An 18,594-nucleotide genomic window follows, 5' to 3' on the forward strand; every position below is an offset into this window, starting at 1 on the left:
GCTAGCTTTGCGTTATGCACAGTCACGAGACGTTCGGCGACGTGATCGCCGCACAGATCCGCCGGCACCGCGCCCGCCTCGGCATGAACAGGCACCAACTAGCCGAGCAGTGCGCCCGCTTGGGACGCCCCGACATCACGTACGCCGTGATCGTCAGCATCGAGACCGGCCGATCCAGCGGCGACGGGAAACAGCGCCGCCGTCTGGACGTCGACGACTGGTTCGTGCTCGCCCTCGCCCTCGCCACTCCCCCGCTGCTCCTGCTGCTCCCCCTCGGGAGCGAGGCCACGGTGCCCACAGTCCCGGCCGCCGATCCGCGCGACCCGTACACCGTGTGGCAGTGGATGACCGGCGAGGCGACGCCGACGCTCGACGGCCCGATCGACGGGCGGTACGTCCCCGACTCCCAGCAGATCGCCGGGACCGGCCAGACGTGGGCCGCTGCATGGGCCACAGCGGCCTATCCGGTCTCGCTGTACCCCGAACTCGCCCGACGCCGCGAAACGGCCCACAAGGCCCGCTTGCGAGCCTCGCTCGACCCGAGCGCACAGACCGAGTACGTCGACCGCCTCGACGAACTTGCGCAGCTCGTCAATGACATGACGCGCGCGAACCTCACCGTCCCTCCCCTGCCAGCGGAGTTGATCGATGCCATGAATCGGCTCGAACTGCTCGACAACCCGACCGAACCCACCAGAGGTGATGAATGACCGCCACAATCACAAAGCGCTGCGGGTGCCGCGACCCGCATACCGACAAGCAGCTCGGCGCATCCTGCAAGCGCCTAGCTCAGCGCACACACGGCGTGTGGAGGCTGGTTCACCCGCTGCCGCCCCGCGAGGACGGGAGCCGTCGCCGGTTCTTCCGTAGCGGGTACGAGACCAAGACAAAGGCGCAGACCGACGCGAACGCCGTCGCCGCCCTGCTCGACATCGCCGACAAGCGGTCGGACCCCGACGGTCGCCGCCGTATCGCCGACATGCTCGAAATGGTCTCGACGAGCGGCGAGGACATCCCGGATTACGACGAGACGAAACGCCGGTTCGCCACGGGGCAGTCACTCACTCAGCACATGACCGTCGGCGAGTGGCTCGACACGTGGCTCGCCGGTAAGAAGGCGCTCCGCAAGAGCGGTGAGGCCCGCTACGAGGTCGACATCAGGTGTCACCTCAAGCCGCGGATTGGGCACATACGTCTCGATCGGCTCACGGTGCAGCACCTCGACGAGATGTTCGAGGGGATCGCCGAGACCAACGAAGAGATTCGCGAGTCGAACCTCATGCGCCGGTCGGCCGTGAACGAGCTGAAAACGATCCCGTGGAAGGGGCAGGCGAACCGCGCGCGGCGAAAGGCGCTGAAAGCCGCCATCGAGGCCATGCCGCCTTTCCGTCGGGTCACCAACCCCGCGACGCAGAAGCACATCAGGGACACCCTGCGCGCCTCGCTGAACGTCGCAATCGGGCGCGGGGCGATCATCTTCAACCCCGCCTCATACGTCGAGCTGCCGACCGTTCAGCGCCCCAAGGCGCTCGTCTGGACAGACGAGCGGGTCGAGGAGTGGCTGCGTACGGGCGTCAAGCCCTCGGCGGTCATGGTCTGGACTCCCGAGCAGGCCGGGCAGTTCCTCGACTTCCTCGCGGACACGAAACAGCGCCTGTACGGCGTGTTCCACCTGATCACCTTCCGAGGGCTGCGGCGGGGCGAGGCGTGCGGCGTCCGTAAGACGGATTACGCCCGTGCGTCTCGACTGATGACCATCTCGACACAGCTCGTACAGGACGGGTGGGCGGTCCGGGAGAGCGCGCCCAAGACCAACGCCGGCGACCGTGTGATCTCGATCGACGATTACACCGACGAGATCCTCGAAGCGGAGGCGGTGCAGCAGGCCGCCGACCGTGCCGCATGGGGTGAGGCGTGGGTCGATTCGGGGAGGATGTTCACCCGCGAAAACGGGGAGTGGATTCACCCGGGTTGGCTGACCGACCAGTTCGAGAAGCTCGTCGAGCTCGCCGGACTGCCGCCGATCCGCCTGCACGATCTGCGGCATGTCGCCGCCTCGCTCATGCTCGCCGCCGGGGTCGACATCAAGATCGTGTCCGAGACCCTCGGACACAGTGAGACGCGGGTCACGCACGACATCTATCAGTCGGTCATGCCCAAGCAGGCGGCCGACGCTGCCGAGGCAACCGCCGCCATCGTGCCGCGCGGTGCGGCCCGCCGACCTGTTCCCGGACCTGACGAGTCGGCTGTCGATCCTCGCGTCGAGCAGGTCGCGCGGTTGGCCCTCGATCAGCTCATCGCGAAGATCACCGAGGCGGCGGAGCAGGACGGCCGCCCGGTCGAGGAGGTAGCGCAGTTGGCCCTCGCGCGTCTCGCCGAGCGTGGCAACGAGGCTCCCGAGCCGGAGGGCATCACGGCGGCATCACATGAGGGTGCGAAGATCATCGCGTTCCGCCCTCGCTTGGTCGGGGCATAAGAAAAACCCCAGGTCACGGCGAGTGAGTCCTAGGGTTCCTCTAGAGCCGCCTTCGGGATTCGAACCCGAGACCTACGCATTACGAGTGCGTTGCTCTGGCCAACTGAGCTAAGGCGGCACGCCCTGCGAGCCCCGTGGATTCCCAGGGGGTGCAGCAGCGAGCCCAAGTCTACACAGGTCTCGGGGGTGCCTCGCACACCCTCCGGTGCGCTAGCGGCAGCGCTTGCCGTCCGGGGGGAGCGTGCCCGCGAGGAGGTAGGCGTTGATCGTGGTGTCGACGCAGTCGCTGCCGCGGCCATACGCGGTGTGGCCGTCGCCGTCGTAGGTGAGCAGGGTGCCGGAGGAGAGCTGGGCGGCGAGGGACTCGGCCCACTTGTAGGGGGTGGCCGGGTCGCGGGTGGTGCCGACGACGAGGATGGGGGCCGCGCCCCTGGCCTCGATGCGGTGCGGGGCGCCGGTGGGCTTGGCCGGCCAGTTGACGCAGTTCAGGGAGGCCCAGGCCAGGCCCCTGCCGAAGACGGGGGACGCCTTCTCGAAGGACGGCACGGCGGCGGCCACCTCGGCGGTGGTGGTGAAGGCGGGCGGCTGGTCCAGGCAGTTCACGGCGGCGTTGGCGTACATGAGGTTCGAGTAGGTGCCGTCGGCCTCGCGCTCGTAGTAGCTGTCGGCGAGGGAGAGCAGGCCGGCGCCGTCGCCGTCCATCGCGCTCTTGAGGGCCGCGCGCAGCTGGGGCCAGGTGGTCTCGTCGTACATGGCGGCGATCACGCCCGTGGTGGCCAGGGACTCGCCGAGGAGACGGTTCTCGCCGGTCGCGACCGGGCGGGTGTCGAGCCGCCGGAAGAAGGCGGTGAGGCGGTGGGCGGCGTCGGCGGGCGAGCCGGTGCCGAGCGGGCAGTCCGGCTGCCGGACGCAGTCGGCGGCGAAGGAGTCGAAGGCGCGCTGGAAGCCGGCCGTCTGGTCGCGGTTGAGTTCGGCGGTCGGGAGGGACGGGTCCATCGCGCCGTCCAGGACGAGCCGGCCCGTGCGGGACGGGAAGAGCTCGGCGTACGTGGCGCCGAGGAAGGTGCCGTACGAGGCGCCGACGTAGTTCAGCCTCCTGTCACCGAGGACCTCGCGCAGGATGTCCATGTCTCGGGCCGCCTCGACCGTCGAGACGTGCGGGAGGAGCTTGCCGGAGCGCTTGGCGCAGCCCCGGGCGAAGCGCTCGTACGACCCGGTCAGCAGGTGCCGCTCGCGGAGGTCGTCCGGCGTCTGGTCGACCTGCGTGTACGCGTCCATCTCCGGGCCGTCGAGGCACTCGATGGGCTCGCTGCGGGCCACGCCGCGCGGATCGAGGGCGACCATGTCGTAGCGGGCCCGGACCTTGGCCGGGTAGCCGATGCCGGCGTACCCCTGGAGGAAGCCGACGGCCGAGCCGCCGGGGCCGCCGGGGTTGACCAGCAGGGAGCCGAGGCGCTTGCCCGGGCCGGTGGCCCTGACCCGGGAGACGGCCAGCCGCACCTCGTCGCCGTGCGGTTTCGCGTAGTCGAGCGGGGCCCGCAGGGTGGCGCACTCGAAGCCGGGTGTGCCGCACGCGCGCCAGCTCAGGCGCTGGCCGTAGTACTCCTTGAGCTCCTCGGTCGATGCGACGGCGCGCGACGCGGTGGCCGACGCGGAAAGGGTGGTTCCCCCCTCGGTGCAGCCTGCGACGAGCAGGCCGAAGGCCGAAAGGGTGACGGCGGTGGCGCGGAACAGGCGAGCGGAGTCCATTCCCGGAGCGTATCCGGATGGTGACGGACTGTTCCTCTTTGTACCCGTACGGGTGACTACCCCGCGCGCAGCGCCATCGTCATCGCCTCCACGGCGAGCAGCGGCGCCACGTTGCGGTCGAGGGCCTCGCGGCAGGCGAGGACCGCCTCGATCCGGCGCAGGGTCCGCTCGGGGGTGGACTCGCGGGCTATGCGGTCCAGGGCGTCCCGTACGTCCTCGTTGGCGAGGGCGGTGCGGGTACCGAGCTGGAGGGCGAGCACATCGCGGTAGAACCCGGTCAGGTCGCTGAGGGCCAGGTCCAGGCTGTCGCGCTGCGTACGCGTCTTGCGGCGCTTCTGCTTGTCCTCCAGCTCCTTCATGGCGCCCGCCGTGCCGCGCGGCATGCGGCCGCCCTGGGAGGCGCCCAGCGCCGCCTTCAGGTCCTCGGTCTCCTTGACGTCGAGTTCCTCGGACGCCTGCTTGGCGTCCTCGGCCGCGGCGTCGATCAGCTCCTGGGCGGCCTTGAGGCAGCCCCCGACATCCTCGACGCGCAGCGGCACCTTGAGCACGGTGGCCCGGCGGGCGCGGGCACGCTCGTCGGTGGCGAGCCGGCGGGCGCGGTCGATGTGCCCCTGCGTCGCGCGGGCGGCGACGGCCGCGGCCTCGGGCTCGATGCCGTCGCGCCGGACCAGGACGTCCGCGACGGCCGCCACCGGGGGCGTCCGCAGGGTGAGGTGGCGGCAGCGGGAGCGGATGGTGGGCAGCACGTCCTCGATGGAGGGCGCGCACAGCAGCCAGACCGTGCGGGGCGCGGGCTCCTCGACGGCCTTCAGCAGTACGTTCCCCGCGCCCTCGGTGAGGCGGTCGGCGTCCTCCAGGACGATGACCTGCCAGCGCCCGCCGGCCGGCGAGAGCTGGGCACGCCGGACGAGCTCGCGGGTCTCCTTGACGCCGATGGAGAGCAGGTCGGTGCGGATGATCTCCACATCGGCGTGCGTCCCGACGAGGGTGGTGTGGCACCCGTCGCAGAACCCGCAGCCGGGCTCCGCGCCGAGCGCCCGGTCGGGGCTGACGCACTGCAGGGCGGCGGCGAAGGCTCGGGCGGCCGTTTCGCGCCCGGCGCCCGGCGGCCCCGTGAACAGCCACGCGTGCGTCATCTTCGACGCGTCGGGCGGCGGCGTGCCCTGCGCGTCGGCCGTGACGAGCGCGTCGGCGTCACGCGCCGCGGCGGCGAGCTGCGCCTGGACACGGTCCTGACCGACCAGGTCGTCCCATACGGGCACGGGTCACCGCCTTTCCTGCATAGATGTTCCTGCGTACGTACCGCTCGTGTCGCTGTGGATCCATTGTGGGGGACGGGTCTGACAACGCCCGGCCCTCAGCGCCGACGGCGGCCGCCCCGCGGGTCGTCGTCCTCGTCGTCGTGCGGGCCGAGCAGCTCGTCCGCGAGCGACGGCAGGTCGTCGAGGGGCGTCTCCTCCGCCCAGTCGGAGCGCCGCCGCGGGCGCCCCTGCTCGTCCATCTGCGGCAGCTCGCGGGTCCGCTCGCTCGGCGCGGCACCGTCCGGCTCCTCGTCCCGGAAGAACCCCGGCGGTACGCGGTCGGCGGGCCGGTCGGCCCGTACGGGCGGGAGGACGGCGGTCTCGTCGAGGGCGGCGCCCGCGCCGGTGTCGCGCACCGGAGGCAGGACCGCCGTCTCGTCCGCCGCACCGGCGTACTCGGGACCCGGCTCTTCCCGGACCGGGCGCAGAACCGTCGTCTCGTCGTCCCCGCGCGTGTCGTCCTTGCGCATGTTGACGCGCGGGACCGGGACCTCCTGGGTCTCCTCGTCCGGACTGACCGGCGCCCCCGACGAAACCGAAGCGGAAGCCGCGGCCGCGGCCGCCGCCTCCTCCGCGCGGCGGCGGGCCTCCTCCGCGCGCAGCAGGGCCTCCTCGGCCTTGCGCTGCTTCTCCAGGCGCCGCGCCTCGGCCTCGGCGCGCAGCCGCTCCTGCTCCTCCTTCAGCTTGCGCAGCCGCTCCTGCTCCTCGCGGCGGGCCTTCTCCTCGGCCTCGCGCCGCCGCCGCTCCTCCTCGGCGAGCCGGCGCGCTTCCTCCGCCCGTCGCCGGGCCTCCTCGGCCTGGCGCTCGGCCTCGCGGCGCCGCGCCTCTTCCTCCTCGCGGCGCTTGCGCTCCTCCTCCTCTGCGCGCAGCTTGGCGAGCTGCTCCTGGCGCTCGCGCTCCAGGCGCTCCTCCTCGGCCTTGCGGGCGGCCTCTTCCTCGGCCTTGCGCCGGGCCTCCTCCTCGGCCGCCTTCCGCGCCTCCTCGGCGGCCTTCACCTCGGCCTCGGAGAGCGGCAGCATCTGGTCGAGCCGGTGGCGGATGACGGTGGTGACGGCCGCCGGCTCCTGCCCGGCGTCCACCACCAGGTAGCGCCCGGGGTCGGCCGCCGCGAGGGCGAGGAACCCGCCCCGTACCCGCCGGTGGAACTCGGCGGGCTCGGACTCCAGCCGGTCCGGCGCCTCCGTGAACCGCTCCCGCGCGGTCTCCGGGGAGACGTCCAGCAGGACGGTCAGGTGGGGTACGAGTCCGCCGGTCGCCCAGCGGTTGATGCGGGCGATCTCGGTCGGGGACAGGTCGCGGCCGGCGCCCTGGTAGGCCACCGACGAGTCGATGTACCGGTCGGAGATCACGATCGCGCCGCGCTCCAGGGCGGGGCGGACCAGCGAGTCGACGTGCTCGGCGCGGTCGGCCGCGTACAGCAGCGCCTCCGCGCGGTTGGACAGTCCGGCGCTCGACACGTCGAGCAGAATCGAGCGGAGCCGCTTGCCGATGGGCGTGGCGCCCGGCTCACGGGTGACGACGACCTCGTGGCCCTTGGCGCGGATCCACTCGGCGAGCGCCTCGACCTGGGTGGACTTGCCGGCTCCGTCGCCGCCCTCCAGGGCGATGAAGAACCCGGTCTTCGCGGGCGCCTGCGCCGGGTCCGCGCCGCGCAGCGCGTCGCGCAGGTCGCGGCGCAGCGGTACGCCGGAGCGGTCGTCGGTCCTGGCCAGGACCAGTACGGCGACGGGCAGCAGCAGCGCGCCCGCCAGCATCAGCGTGAAGGCCGCGCCGCCGTGCGCGAAGACGAAGTCGCCGCTCGCCAGCCGGTGCGGTCCGATCGCGGCGGCCAGCAGCGGGGCGGCGAGCGCGCCGAGCGCGATGGCGACCCGTACGACCGCCTGGAGGTGCGCGGTGACGCGCGGCCGCCGGAACTCCTCACTCTCCTGGTCGATCAGCGCGTGCCCGGTGTGGGCGGCGACGCCGGCCGCCAGGCCCGCCCCGAGTGCGAGGAACAGCACGGTGGCGGTGTCCGGCACCAGCCCGGTCGCGAGGAGCGCGACCCCGGTGGTGGCGAGCGCGAGCGCCAGCAGGCGGCGGCGGGACAGCGCCGGCAGCACGGCGCGCGCGGACCGGATGCCGAGGCCCGTCCCGCCCGTCAGGGCGAGGATCAGCAGCGCGAAGGCGACCGGCCCGCCGCCGAGGTCCTTGGCGTGCAGTACGGAGACGGAGGCGGCGGCCGCGATGGCGCCGGCGACGGCGGCGCAGCCCAGTACGAGCAGCGGTATGGCGCCCGTGCGGCCCTTGTCCGGGCCACTGCCGGTCGACGGGCGACGCAGGCCCTCCAGCGGGGAGCGGGGGCGCGGGGTCTGGGTGTCGGGCAATTCCAGGAAGTACAGGACGGAGACGGAGGCGGCGAAGAGCCCGGCCGCGACGTACGAGCCGAGGGCCGCCTGGTGGTCCGAGAACCAGTCGATGCCCGCCCCCAGCACGTTCCCGACGAGCGTGGCGACGAGGAGCGCGGCGGCCGCGGCGGGGATGGCGACGAAGGCGGTACGCAGCGACAGGCGCCGCAGCGCGTCCATGTGGTCCGGCAGCCGGCGTACGGCCGCGCCCTCGGGCGGCGGGGCGGGCAGCAGCCCGGGGGCGGCGCTCTCCTTGGCGACGGTCCAGAAACGCTCGGCCACGCCCGCCAGGAAGACGGTGGAGAGGAGGAAGGCGAGCGCCTTGTCGGGCGTCCAGTCGATCCACAGGGGTGCGACGATCAGGAGCGCGACGCGCACGCCGTCCGCTCCCACCATGGTCCAGCGCCGGTCCAGCGGCCCGCCGGGCGCGGTGAGCGTGGTCATGGGCCCCAGCAGGACGGCGCCGAAGAGCAGGGTGGCCAGGATCCGCGCCCCGAACACGGCGGCGACGGCGAACGCCGCGCCCCGGTACCCACCGCCGAACGCGTCCTCGGCGACCGCGGCCTGCAACGCCAGCAGCACCAGGACCAGCAGGGCGAGGGCGTCTCCGACCCCGCCGACCAGCTGCGCGCTCCACAACCGCCGTAGCGGTTGGTTGCGCAACAGGGCCCGTACGGCGCGCTCGCGGGAGTCCGCGGCTAGTGCGGCGTCGGAGTCTGAGGTGGGGCTCAAGACCGTTGGCTGCTCGGCTCGCGTCATCCCCTCAGCCTATCCGGCCGGACCGACACCCAGTCGTCCCCACCCGAACAAACGCCCGTGCTCGCGGGGCGCCCCCGCGCGCCCTCCGTACGCTCCCAGCGCCTCGTACGCCGTACGACTCGTACGCCTACTCCTCCGACGACGCCTTGGAGGCCGCGGCCTTCTTGGCGGTGGTCTTCTTGGCCGCGGTCTTCGTCGCCGTCGTCTTCTTGGCCGCGGTCTTGGCCGCGGTCGTCTTCTTCGCCGCGGTCTTCTTCGCGGCCGCGGTCGTCGTCTTGGCGGCGGTCTTCTTGGCGGTGGCCTTCTTGGCCGGCGCCTTCTTCGCGGTCTTCTTCGCCGGGCCCTTCGCGCGCTTCTCCGCGAGCAGCTCGTAACCGCGCTCCGGCGTGATCGTCTCCACGCTGTCGTCGGTGCGCAGCGTCGCGTTGGTCTCGCCGTCCGTGACGTACGGTCCGAAGCGGCCGTCCTTGACGACGACCGGGCGCTCGCTCACCGGGTCGGTGCCCAGTTCCTTCAGCGGGGGCTTGGCGGCGGCGCGCCCGCGCTGCTTCGGCTGGGCGTAGATCGCGAGGGCCTCCTCCAGCGTGATCGTGAAGAGCTGCTCCTCGTCCGTCAGCGACCGCGAGTCCGTGCCCTTCTTCAGGTACGGGCCGTAGCGGCCGTTCTGCGCGGTGATCTCGACGCCCTCGGCGTCGGTGCCCACGACGCGCGGCAGCGACATCAGCTTGAGCGCGTCCTCCAGGGTGACCGTGTCGAGGGACATGGTCTTGAAGAGGGAGGCCGTGCGGGGCTTGACCGCGTTCTTGCCGGTCTTGGGAGTGCCCTCGGGGAGGATCTCCGTGACGTACGGGCCGTAGCGGCCGTCCTTCGCGACGATCGTGTGACCGGTCGCCGGGTCCGTACCCAGCTCGTACTCGCCGCTCGGCTTGGCGAGCAGCTCCTCCGCGAGCTCGGCGGTGAGCTCGTCGGGGGCGAGGTCGTCCGGGACGTCGGCGCGCTGGTGGCCCTCCTGGTCCTTCTCGCCGCGCTCGACGTACGGGCCGTAGCGGCCGACGCGCAGCACGATGCCGTTGCCGACGGGGAAGGAGGAGATCTCGCGGGCGTCGATCGCGCCCAGGTCGGTGACCAGCTCCTTCAGGCCGCCGAGGTGATCGCCGTCGCCGTTCCCGGCTTCGGCGGCGCCGCCCGCGGCCCCGGTGCCGTCGCCCTCGCCGAAGTAGAAGCGCTTCAGCCACGGCACGGCCTGCGCCTCGCCGCGCGCGATGCGGTCGAGGTCGTCCTCCATCTTCGCCGTGAAGTCGTAGTCGACGAGCCGGCCGAAGTGCTTCTCCAGCAGGTTGACGACGGCGAAGGAGAGGAAGGACGGCACGAGGGCCGTGCCCTTCTTGAAGACGTACCCGCGGTCGAGGATCGTGCCGATGATCGAGGCGTACGTCGACGGACGGCCGATCTCGCGCTCTTCCAGCTCCTTGACCAGCGAAGCCTCGGTGTAGCGGGCCGGCGGCTTGGTGGCGTGGCCGTCCACCGTGATCTCTTCGGCGGTCAGCGCGTCGCCCTCGGCGACCTGCGGCAGCCGGCGCTCGCGGTCGTCGAGCTCCGCGTTCGGGTCGTCGGCGCCCTCGACGTACGCCTTCATGAAGCCGTGGAAGGTGATCGTCTTGCCGGAGGCGGAGAACTCGACGTCCCGGCCGTCGGCGGCACGGCCGCCGATCTTGACGGTGACGGAGTTGCCGACCGCGTCCTTCATCTGGGAGGCGACGGTCCGCTTCCAGATCAGCTCGTACAGCTTGAACTGGTCACCGGTCAGCCCGGTCTCGGCGGGCGTGCGGAAACGATCACCCGAGGGGCGGATCGCCTCGTGCGCCTCCTGCGCGTTCTTGACCTTCCCGGCGTACACGCGGGGCGCGTCCGGCAGGTAGCCGGCGCCGTACAGCTGCGTGACCTGGGCCCGGGCCGCCGCGATGGCGGTCTCGGACAGGGTCGTCGAGTCCGTACGCATGTAGGTGATGAAGCCGTTCTCGTACAGCTTCTGGGCGATCTGCATGGTCGCCTTCGCACCGAAGCCGAGCTTGCGGCTGGCCTCCTGCTGGAGTGTGGTGGTGCGGAAGGGGGCGTACGGGGAGCGGCGGTACGGCTTCGACTCGACCGACCGGACGCCGAAGGAGGTGTCGGCGAGGGCGGCGGCCAGGGCGCGCGCGTTCGCCTCGTCCAGGTGGAGCACCTGGCCGGCGGACGACTTCAGCTGCCCGTCGGAGCCGAAGTCGCGGCCCTGGGCGACGCGCCGGCCGTCGAGGGTGGCGAGGCGGGCCGTCAGGGTGGACGGGTCGGACGGGTCACCGGCACGGCCGGTGGCGAAGGTGCCGGTCAGGTCCCAGTACTCGGCGGAGCGGAAGGCGATGCGCTCGCGCTCCCGCTCGACGACGAGGCGGGTGGCGACGGACTGCACGCGGCCGGCCGACAGCCGGGGCATGACCTTCTTCCACAGGACCGGCGAGACCTCGTAGCCGTAGAGGCGGTCGAGGATGCGGCGGGTCTCCTGGGCGTCGACCATGCGCTTGTTCAGCTCGCGCGGGTTGGCGACGGCGGCCTGGATCGCGTCCTTGGTGATCTCGTGGAAGACCATCCGGTGGACCGGGACCTTGGGCTTGAGGACCTCCAGCAGGTGCCAGGCGATCGCCTCGCCCTCGCGGTCCTCATCGGTGGCGAGGAAGAGTTCGTCGGACTCGGCGAGCTGCTCCTTGAGCTTCCTGACCTGGGCCTTCTTGTCGGCGTTCACGACGTAGATGGGCTGGAAGTCGTGCTCGACGTCCACCCCGAGGCGGCGCACCTCGCCGGTGTACTTCTCGGGCACCTCGGCGGCGCCGTTGGGGAGGTCGCGGATGTGCCCGACGCTCGCCTCGACGACGTAGCCGGGGCCGAGGTAGCCCTTGATCGTCTTCGCCTTGGCAGGCGACTCGACGATGACGAGTCGGCGGCCGCCCTGTGCGGTCTCGCTGGTCGGGGACAACTTCGCTCTTCTCTCCGGTCGACGCTCGGTGGAGTGTGCGGCGCGGTGCGTGCGCATGATCTGCCCGCGCACCGTGTGCACTGCTCACACACTGCTCACGCACTGTGCTCGCTTCTGCTCGCTCTGCTCGCTCACAGCTGTGACGCTGCTGTCGCTGCGGAGTGTGACGGTACAACCCGCCCCCGTGTCAAACGGCAAAAGACCGCAACGGCCACTCGAACGGTAACCCGAGTCCGGCCATTCCTGCCGCCCGGACTCCCCTCACGGCACGGAGCCGCCCATTCCGCCGTGGCTCCGGCAGTGGCTCTGGCCCTGGTACTCGCCGCGGCGCCCGCCGCGGCTCTCGCTCCCCCGGAGCGGTGGTCAGGCCCTGCCGAAGCACCACGCCCCGAGGATCACGAAGGACGCTCCGAGACAGGTCGCGAAGGTGACCGCCGCCACCGGGCTGACGCCGTACGCGACCGGCGCGCGGTGCAGGACGCGCGCTCCGGTCCACACGAGCAGCGCCGCTCCGAACAGCGTGAACGCCACGCCGGCGAAGATGGCCGGTCCGCTCTCCATGCCCGTACCCCGTTCCGTTCCCTGGTGCCTGCTGCCCTCAGGGGCGAGGCTGACACCTTCGGACGTCAGAAGCGCGAATTGCGGGTGAACGGCGCGGGGTGGACGGCTCGGTTTCACCCGCGCGGCGCCTTCGCGATCTTGGCCGGTTTCCTCCCTTCTCCTGCTGATCCCCCGCCTGGTGATCACCTGCCTGCGGACCCTGTGCCCGCTGTCACGTGGCCGCCGGCTCCAGGAAGCCCTCCTCCACCAGCAGCCGGATCGCCTGCGGGGTGCGGTCCCGCAGCAGCACCGGGTCCTCCCCCAGCAGTTGCGCGATCGCGTCGAGGATCCGCCCGGCGCTCAGCGACCCGTCGCACACGCCGGCGAAGCCCGCGCCGACGGCGTCCACCTTGGTGGCGCGCCGCATGCCGCGGTGCTGACGGAGCACCACGTGCTCGGGGTCCTCCGCGCCGGGCAGGCCGACCTGCTCCTGTACGACCTCGGGCGCGAGGACGAAGTGGTCGGCGAGGAGCGCCGCGTCGTCGCGCGACCGCAGGTAGTCCTGGCGGGCGAAGTGCGCCCGGACCGTCTCACCGAGCGGCTGTTCGACCGGGTGGGGCCAGTCCTCGATCACGATCGACGGCTGTTCGGCACCGGACTTGCGCAGCGCGATCCACCCGAAGCCCACGGCCTTGGTCTTGCGCGCCTCGAACTCGTCCAGCCACGCGTCGTACCGCGCCTCGTACGCCTCCCGTCCCGCCCGGTGGTCGCCCGCGTCCCGCAGCCACAGCTCGGTGTACTGGGTGACGTCCTGCACCTCGCGCTGAACGATCCAGGCGTCGCAGCCGAGCGGCACCCAGGAGCGCAGCCGCTCCTGCCAGTCCTCGCCCTCGACGTGCTGCCAGTTGGCGAGGAAGTGCGCGTAACCCCCGTCGTTGAGCCGGTCGCCCGCCTGCTGGACGAGCGTGCGGCACAGGTCGTCACCGCCCATCCCGCCGTCCCGGTAGGTCAGCCGGGCACCGGGGTCCCCCATGCCGGAGGCCAGGGGAGAGATGACGAACGGCGGGTTCGACACGATGAGGTCGTACGACTCCGACTCCACCGGCTCGAAGAGCGAGCCCGTGCGCAGGTCGACCTCCGGCGCCCCGGACAGGGCGAGCGTGAGCCGGGTGAAGCCCAGCGCCCGCGGGTTGAGGTCGGTCGCCGTCACACGGGTGGCGTGCTGCGCGGCGTGCAGCGCCTGGATGCCGGAGCCGGTGCCGAGGTCCAGCGCGGCGGCGACGGGCGTGCGGACGGTGATCCCGGCGAGTGTGGTGGAGGCGCCGCCGACACCGAGGACCACGCCCTCGCCGTGGCCGCTCGCCCCGCCGGCGCCGCCCACGGCGCAGCCGAGGTCGGAGACGATGAACCAGTCCTCGCCCTCCGGGCCGCCGTACGGGCGTACGTCCACGGTGGCGCGGATCTCCTCGCCCTCCTCGGCGAGCCAGCCGTCGGCGAGCGCCTCCTCCAGCGGCAGCGCGGCACGCGCCCGGTCCCTCGGCACGGGCCGCTGGAGCAGGAACAGCCGCACGAGCGTGTCGAGCGGCCCGTCCCCGCGCGTGGCGCGCAGGGCGGGCACCGTCTCGCCGCGGGCGAGCGCGGCGTAGGCGGCTGCGCCGAGGCGCTCCAGCAGCCCGTCTGCGGTGAAGTCGGCCGCGAGCAGGGCGTCGCGGAGGCGGGCGGCGCGGTCGGGCACCGGAAGGCTGGCGAGAAGGCTGGTCGTACTCACCCGTTCATTGTGACCGCCACCACTGACAACCGCCGATCGGCCCGGCGCACGTGGCCTGCGCCGGGCCGATCGGCGCCGGACGCGAGGCGGAGCGGGCGCCCGGCGTCGCTCGCGGCTCCGCTACTCGGAGCCCTTGCCGCTGCTCGCCGAGGCGCCGGGAGCGGCCGAGGCGCTCGCGGCGGCGGAAGCGTTCGCGGCGGCCGAAGGGGAGGCGGCGGAGCCGGGCTTGGCGGGCGGGACCGTCGGGGAGACCGTCGCCGTGGCCTTCTGGCAGCCGGGCTGCTTGGCCATCGCCTGGCCCAGCTCGCCGGACTGGAGCTTGGCCAGCGCGTCCTGGTCCATCTTCTCGATCCGCTTCAGCCCGTCGGCGACGGTGGACAGCCCGTCCGCGAACTTCCGCTGGTCCTTCGGGTCGAGCGCGTCGACCTGCTTCTTCAGCGCCTCGTACGCCGTGGCGGTGTCGTTGAGCTCCTTGACCGCGTCCTGCTGGAGCTTCTCGCCGTTCTCGACGGGCGGCGCGCCGGCTTCCTGCACGGCCTTGGCGAGCGCCTTGTCGGCGTCGGCGATGTCCTGGAAGGCCTTCGAGTCCGCGGCCTGGATGTCGGCGGGCTTGCCGTCGGCGGCCGTGGAGACGATGGCCTGCTGGGCGTTGGCCCTCTTCTGGATCTGCGGCTGCGCCTGGTCGCACACCTTCTTGGCCCAGGCGTCCACCTTGCCGCCGTCCTCGTCGTCGCCGCCGCAGCCCGACAGCACGAGCATCAGTACCGCACCGCCGGACAGTGCGGCCGCAAGCTTCTTGTTCACCGGATTGGTCCCTTCCAAGGCTCTCGGCCCCGGAACATACACGCCAAGTGGGCGACATCCGCGTGTCGCGCGACCATTTCGTACGCTTTTGCGCCATTTGCACCAAGGGAGAGACGGCTCACGATGGCGTGCGGACGGGCGGACGGAGCGTCAGTTCGCCCCGCCCGCCCACCGGCTGACCAGGTGCTAGACGGCGGATGCCCCGCTCGCCACCCGTTCCGGTGAGTTGTTGTCTTCGTCACCCATGGACACGGAGCGCCGCTTGGACACGTACACCGCCCCGATGATGACGACGATCGACAGCGCCGCCACCCCCGCCCGTACGCCGGGGCTGGCGTCGTCGCCGTAACTGAACTGCACGACGGCGGGCGCGATGAGCAGCGCCACCAGGTTCATGACCTTCAGCAGCGGGTTGATGGCCGGTCCGGCGGTGTCCTTGAAGGGGTCGCCGACGGTGTCGCCGATGACGGTCGCGGCGTGCGCCTCGCTGCCCTTGCCGCCGTGGTGGCCGTCCTCGACGAGTTTCTTGGCGTTGTCCCAGGCGCCGCCGGAGTTGGCGAGGAAGACGGCCATCAGGGTGCCGGTGCCGATGGCGCCCGCGAGGTACGCGCCGAGGGCGCCGACGCCGAAGGTGAAGCCGACGGCGATCGGGGCCATGACCGCGAGCAGCCCGGGTGTGGCCAGCTCGCGCAGCGCGTCCTTGGTGCAGATGTCGACGACGCGCCCGTACTCCGGTTTCTCGCTGTAATCCATGATCCCGGGGTGCTCGCGGAACTGCCGGCGCACCTCGTAGACCACGGCCCCGGCCGACCGCGACACCGCGTTGATCGCCAGCCCGGAGAAGAGGAAGACGACGGCGGCGCCGAGGATGAGCCCGACCAGGTTGTTGGGCTGGGAGATGTCCATGACGAGATTGCGCTCGGTGGCCAGGGCTCCCACGTCGGCGACCGCCGTGGCGATGGCGTCGCGGTACGAGCCGAAGAGCGCGGCCGCCGCCAGGACGGCGGTGGCGATGGCGATGCCCTTGGTGATGGCCTTGGTGGTGTTGCCGACGGCGTCGAGGTCGGTGAGGACCTGGGCGCCGGCGCCCTGGACGTCACCGGACATCTCGGCGATGCCCTGGGCGTTGTCGGAGACCGGGCCGAAGGTGTCCATGGCGACGATGACGCCGACGGTGGTGAGCAGGCCGGTGCCGGCCAGCGCCACCGCGAAGAGCGCGAGCGTGATCGACGCACCGCCGAGCAGGAACGCCCCGTACACCGACAGGCCGATCAGCAGCGCGGTGTAGACGGCGGACTCCAGGCCGACGGAGATGCCGGCGAGGACCACCGTGGCGGGGCCGGTCAGCGACGACTTGCCGATGTCCCTGACCGGGCGGCGGCTGGTCTCGGTGAAGTACCCGGTCAGCTGCTGGATCAGGGCGGCGAGCACGATGCCGATGGCGACGGCCACCAGCGCGAAGACGCGCGGGTCGCCACCGTGGGTGCGGATGGCGGACTCCGTGACGCCCTCCAGCGCGGCGAAGGAGGAGGGCAGGTAGACGAAGACGGCCACGGCGACGAGCGCGAGCGAGATCAGCGCGGAGATGAAGAACCCGCGGTTGATGGCGGTCATCCCGCTGCGGTCGGCGCGCCGCGGGGCGACCGCGAAGATGCCGATCATCGCGGTCACCACGCCGATCGCCGGAACGATCAGCGGGAACGCCAGTCCGAGGTCGCCGAAGGCGGCCTTGCCGAGGATCAGCGCGGCGACCAGCGTCACGGCGTACGACTCGAAGAGGTCGGCCGCCATGCCGGCGCAGTCGCCCACGTTGTCGCCGACGTTGTCGGCGATGGTGGCGGCGTTGCGCGGGTCGTCCTCGGGGATGCCCTGCTCGACCTTCCCGACGAGGTCGGCGCCGACGTCGGCGGCCTTGGTGAAGATGCCGCCGCCGACGCGCATGAACATGGCGATGAGCGCGGCGCCCAGGCCGAAGCCCTCCAGCACCTTGGGGGCGTCGGCGGCGTAGACGAGGACCACGCAGGAGGCGCCGAGCAGGCCGAGGCCCACCGTGAACATGCCGACGACTCCGCCCGTACGGAAAGCGATCTTCATCGCCCGGTGGGAGACGACCGTCAGGTCCTTTTCCGGCTGGCCTGGCGCGGGAGTCGCCTCCCGCGCGGCCGCCGCCACGCGCACATTCGCGCGTACGGCGAGCCGCATGCCGATGTATCCGGTCACCGCCGAGAAAAGCGCGCCGACCAGGAAGAAGAGCGAGCGTCCCGCGCGCTGCGACCAGTTGTCCGCCGGAAGCAGCATCAGCAGGAAGAAGACGACGACGGCGAAGACCGCGAGGGTCCGCAACTGCCGTGCCAGATAGGCGTTCGCGCCTTCCTGCACGGCCGCCGCGATCTTTTTCATGGCGTCGGTGCCCTCACCGGCGGCCAGGACCTGCCGTACGAGGAGCTGGGCCACGACCAGGGCGGCCAGCGCCACGGCCGCGATGACGATCACGATGACGCGATTCTCGTCGGTGAGTACCGCGGCGGCGAGAGAAGTGGGGTGCCCGGACAGCTGTGTTTCGAAGAGCCCCGCCATTCGTCCTCCTTGACGTCAGAAGAGCTCAAGATGTGGACGGATTGTAGGGAGCGGAACCCGATCAAAACAGGGCGCCGTAGAACAGAATTGACCTTCCTTGGCCGGTCGGCAAATGATCGGTTTCGGGAAACCACTCGAACGCAGTAATACTTTTGATCTTCCCTGCCGTGATCGACGATCAATTCCGGTGATCGGCAATTGGCCGGGAAATGGAAAAAGGCCCTGCTCAGCAGGGCCTTGCGAGGCTGTCCACGCCGCCGGGGGCGGGTGCGGCGGGTGAGGTCAGGGAAGCGTGGTGGTGGAGCTCGCCGGCCAGCTCATCCGGATGACACCGCCGTGCTCATCGGCCGATACCTCCACGTCGTCGACGAGCCCGCTGATGACCGCGAGGCCCATCTCGTCCTCGCCCTCCGCGTCGTCGAAGTCCTCGGCGGGCACGGCGGAGCCTCCGGTGACGGGGACCCCCGCGGCATCGGCGTCGGCGACGGCCGCACCCGGCACGTCGTCGGCGACCTCGATGGAGAACGCCTTGTCCTCCTCGGTCAGCGCCACGCGGATGGGAGCCGTGACGCCGTTGCTGCGGTGCAGCCCGACCGCGCGGGAGCACGCCTCACCGACGGCGAGCCGGACCTCGTCCAGCACGGCTTCGTCGACTCCGGCCCTGCGTGCCACGGCGGCTGCCACCAGACGGGCGGTCCTGACGTGCTCGGGCTGGGCGCTGAAGCGGAGTTCAACGGTGGCCATGCGATCCCCCTCGGACATGAGAGCGTGCGTCTGAGAGGACCGGGCTGGACGCCCGGCACCTCTGCCCTACCCTCCGGAAAGCTCCTCGCGAGGGCTGTGTACGCCCTCGGAGGACCCTTCCGTCCGGACCGGGTCAAGACCTGGTCCGGACGACGGTCAGGACCCCGGAGAGCTCCTCCGGAGGACCTGCCCCCGGAGGCTCGTACCGGAAGGCTCCTGCCGGCTCAGTCGGTCGCCGCGACGGCTTCGTCCACCGACGTGTGGATGGGGAACACCTTCGTCAGACCGGTGATCCGGAAAATCTTGAGAATGCGCTCCTGGTTGCAGACCAGGCGCAGGGAACCCTCGTGCGCGCGGACGCGCTTGAGACCACCCACGAGCACGCCAAGACCGGTCGAGTCGAGGAAGTCCACACCCTCCATATCGACGACCAGGTGGTAGCTGCCGTCGTTCACCAACTCGACCAACTGCTCGCGCAGCTTGGG

General features: G+C 71.7%; 12 protein-coding genes and 1 tRNA gene. 2 read left to right on the plus strand and 11 right to left on the minus strand.

Annotated elements, in window-relative coordinates; genetic code table 11:
- Positions 1–14: 14 nt before the first annotated feature.
- Both ABZX67_RS19330 and ABZX67_RS19335 read left to right on the plus strand, forming a co-directional pair.
- Positions 15–710 (plus strand): hypothetical protein, encoded by a 696-nt coding sequence (locus tag ABZX67_RS19330; RefSeq protein ID WP_355361671.1) that lies wholly within the window; start codon positions 15–17, stop codon positions 708–710.
- On the plus strand, positions 707–2,476 hold the full coding sequence (locus ABZX67_RS19335) for a tyrosine-type recombinase/integrase (RefSeq protein ID WP_355361673.1): 1,770 nt from the start codon (positions 707–709) through the stop codon (positions 2,474–2,476). The genes ABZX67_RS19330 and ABZX67_RS19335 overlap by 4 nt, the downstream gene beginning before the upstream one ends.
- A 44-nt stretch (positions 2,477–2,520) precedes the next feature.
- Here the strand turns inward: ABZX67_RS19335 and ABZX67_RS19340 are convergent.
- The 11 genes from ABZX67_RS19340 to bldG all read right to left on the minus strand — a co-directional run.
- Positions 2,521–2,594 (minus strand) — tRNA-Thr (locus tag ABZX67_RS19340).
- Positions 2,595–2,686: 92 nt separating this feature from the next.
- The gene (locus ABZX67_RS19345; protein ID WP_355361675.1) at positions 2,687–4,225 is read right to left on the minus strand and encodes an alpha/beta hydrolase; all 1,539 of its coding nucleotides are present in this window, start codon (positions 4,223–4,225) and stop codon (positions 2,687–2,689) included.
- Positions 4,226–4,281: 56 nt separating this feature from the next.
- The gene (locus ABZX67_RS19350) at positions 4,282–5,487 is read right to left on the minus strand and encodes a DNA polymerase III subunit delta' (RefSeq protein ID WP_355361677.1); all 1,206 of its coding nucleotides are present in this window, start codon (positions 5,485–5,487) and stop codon (positions 4,282–4,284) included.
- Positions 5,488–5,582: 95 nt separating this feature from the next.
- On the minus strand, positions 5,583–8,669 hold the full coding sequence (gene tmk / locus ABZX67_RS19355; RefSeq protein ID WP_355361679.1) for a dTMP kinase: 3,087 nt from the start codon (positions 8,667–8,669) through the stop codon (positions 5,583–5,585).
- A gap of 127 nt (positions 8,670–8,796) precedes the next feature.
- Positions 8,797–11,676 (minus strand): type I DNA topoisomerase, encoded by a 2,880-nt coding sequence (gene topA / locus ABZX67_RS19360; protein WP_355361681.1) that lies wholly within the window; start codon positions 11,674–11,676, stop codon positions 8,797–8,799.
- Between the two features lie 363 nt (positions 11,677–12,039).
- Complete coding sequence (locus tag ABZX67_RS19365) at positions 12,040–12,237, minus strand: hypothetical protein (protein ID WP_355361683.1); 198 nt, start codon at positions 12,235–12,237, stop codon at positions 12,040–12,042.
- Positions 12,238–12,448: 211 nt separating this feature from the next.
- A complete protein-coding gene (locus tag ABZX67_RS19370) occupies positions 12,449–13,984 on the minus strand; it encodes a class I SAM-dependent methyltransferase (protein WP_355361685.1) in 1,536 nt (511 codons plus the stop codon).
- A 120-nt stretch (positions 13,985–14,104) separates the two neighbouring features.
- Positions 14,105–14,788, minus strand: a complete 684-nt coding sequence (locus tag ABZX67_RS19375) for a small secreted protein (RefSeq protein WP_355361687.1) — start codon at positions 14,786–14,788, stop codon at positions 14,105–14,107.
- Between the two features lie 186 nt (positions 14,789–14,974).
- Positions 14,975–17,365 (minus strand): sodium-translocating pyrophosphatase, encoded by a 2,391-nt coding sequence (locus ABZX67_RS19380; RefSeq protein ID WP_355361689.1) that lies wholly within the window; start codon positions 17,363–17,365, stop codon positions 14,975–14,977.
- Between the two features lie 282 nt (positions 17,366–17,647).
- A complete protein-coding gene (locus ABZX67_RS19385) occupies positions 17,648–18,109 on the minus strand; it encodes an ATP-binding protein (protein WP_355361690.1) in 462 nt (153 codons plus the stop codon).
- A 224-nt stretch (positions 18,110–18,333) separates the two neighbouring features.
- Positions 18,334–18,594 (minus strand): anti-sigma factor antagonist BldG (gene bldG, locus ABZX67_RS19390; RefSeq protein ID WP_355361692.1); only part of this gene is annotated, 261 nt, incomplete at its 5' end.

The sequence above is a fragment of the Streptomyces sp. NPDC003036 genome (genome assembly GCF_040611175.1).
GTDB lineage: Bacteria > Actinomycetota > Actinomycetes > Streptomycetales > Streptomycetaceae > Streptomyces.

Coding starts and splice junctions, on each gene's coding strand:
- ABZX67_RS19335 (WP_355361673.1), top strand. CDS start 707: ATGACCGCCACAATCACAAAGCGCTGCGGGTGCCGCGACCCGCATACC.
- ABZX67_RS19365 (WP_355361683.1), bottom strand. CDS start 12,237: ATGGAGAGCGGACCGGCCATCTTCGCCGGCGTGGCGTTCACGCTGTTC.
- ABZX67_RS19345 (WP_355361675.1), bottom strand. CDS start 4,225: ATGGACTCCGCTCGCCTGTTCCGCGCCACCGCCGTCACCCTTTCGGCC.
- ABZX67_RS19385 (WP_355361690.1), bottom strand. CDS start 18,109: ATGGCCACCGTTGAACTCCGCTTCAGCGCCCAGCCCGAGCACGTCAGG.
- tmk (WP_355361679.1), bottom strand. CDS start 8,669: ATGACGCGAGCCGAGCAGCCAACGGTCTTGAGCCCCACCTCAGACTCC.
- ABZX67_RS19330 (WP_355361671.1), top strand. CDS start 15: ATGCACAGTCACGAGACGTTCGGCGACGTGATCGCCGCACAGATCCGC.
- ABZX67_RS19380 (WP_355361689.1), bottom strand. CDS start 17,365: ATGGCGGGGCTCTTCGAAACACAGCTGTCCGGGCACCCCACTTCTCTC.